Raw genomic sequence first — 1,363 nt, 5'->3', positions numbered from 1 at the left:
GCCTTCCCGCTGGTCGCCAGATCCAGCGGGAAGTTGATGCGCTGCTCATGCAGAGCAGCGAAATGCACGCATTGCCGGGCTTCCGGGTGAATGCTCATCATGTCACCGGCGGCCCAGTCCCATTTGCCCTTGGATACCCGACTCATGGCAGCAACGCCCACCGATGCTACAGTGTCGAAGATACCCATGAAATTGAGGTAGAGCGGAACACCGGCGATGTTGTAGCCACAGCCGCTGCCCCAGGCCTCGGCGGTTTCATACAGCCGATGCACGAACGCCCGCGCTTGTGCGGCACCGCGCGAGAAACCGAAGACGGACACGTGCACAGAGGTGACGCGACGCTGGTGGCTTTTCACCACGCGCTCGAGGCGTTGCGCGATTCCGGTCAGCATGGCGCGGCGCGCCATACCTTCCAGCAGGCGCGTCTCGCTCATCGAACCGACCAGGATCTTGGCTTCAGCCGGCGTGATCAGATCATTGGATTTGAGGTACTGATGCACCGAGTTGATGACTTGCAGGATCGCCCAATGGATGCGATCGGCACCGTATCGTGCAGCCCCTCCTCCCAGCGTGTCGCCATCCTGGTTGGTATCGCCGACCTCGGAAAATGGCGTCCCCACGCCGGGAACATAGACGCTGAAGAAGCCGTTCTCCGGCTCGGCCAGGCTGGCGTCGTACAAGCGTGCCACGTTGCTGTGGCCGTTGCGTGCAAGCTGGGTGCGGGTGGCGCGTGTCTTGCCGGTGACGAAGGTTCCTTCCCACTCACGGTTGTTGCCGGTGCCATCGAAGTAGATGCTCACATGCACCTGGCCCTGGCATTGCGAACCCTTCTCGCGCAGGCACGCCATCGCCTTCGCCCGCCGCTGTGCCTCGGCGCCGCTTAAGGCCCGCTGTCCGTTGGCGGGCATGGGCTGCGCGCCAGTCGCCGTGCGTTCATTCATGTCCTTGCCTCTTTGTTCCGATGTCCGTCCCTGCCGGATTGCTTGTCCCTGTTGATCCCACCCCGCTTACCATCAGCCAGCGGGCGGGCGCCGGAGGTGCTCCCACACGGGATTTTCCCCCTCACGCAACGGCGCCTCGGGTCCCGTCAACGGATAGTCCGGGTGCCCCAGTATCAGATTGGTCACGAACACCTTGACCTGGCCATTGCGCAGGAAGTGAACAGCGAGACTGCCAACCTCGTCGTACCTGGGGATTGATACCGTCGCCTTCTGGTAGGTTTCCAGATCAGTTGTCCACTCGATCTCCACGTTCAGATCCGGAGTCCATCGGTCAGGAACAACAGCGCAGCAGACCGTGCCGCTTGCCGAGTGACGTCGAGCCGATCCTCCGCTTCCACCATTCACCTGGAACTGCGCAATGG

The 1,363-nt window shown here is 62.4% G+C and carries 2 protein-coding genes; both read right to left on the bottom strand.

Annotated elements, in window-relative coordinates:
- Positions 1 to 941, bottom strand: a 941-nt coding sequence (locus ACFC0D_RS38575; protein WP_376446786.1) for a phospholipase effector Tle1 domain-containing protein, incomplete at its 3' end; no start/stop codon positions are given.
- A gap of 72 nt (positions 942 to 1,013) precedes the next feature.
- Positions 1,014 to 1,363: DUF3304 domain-containing protein (locus ACFC0D_RS38570; RefSeq protein ID WP_376446784.1), on the bottom strand; the 350-nt coding region annotated here is incomplete at its 5' end.

Origin of the sequence: Streptomyces sp. NPDC056222, from assembly GCF_042264065.1 — a bacterium.
Lineage (GTDB): Bacteria > Actinomycetota > Actinomycetes > Streptomycetales > Streptomycetaceae > Streptomyces.
This window is presented reverse-complemented; position numbering and strand designations above follow the sequence as displayed.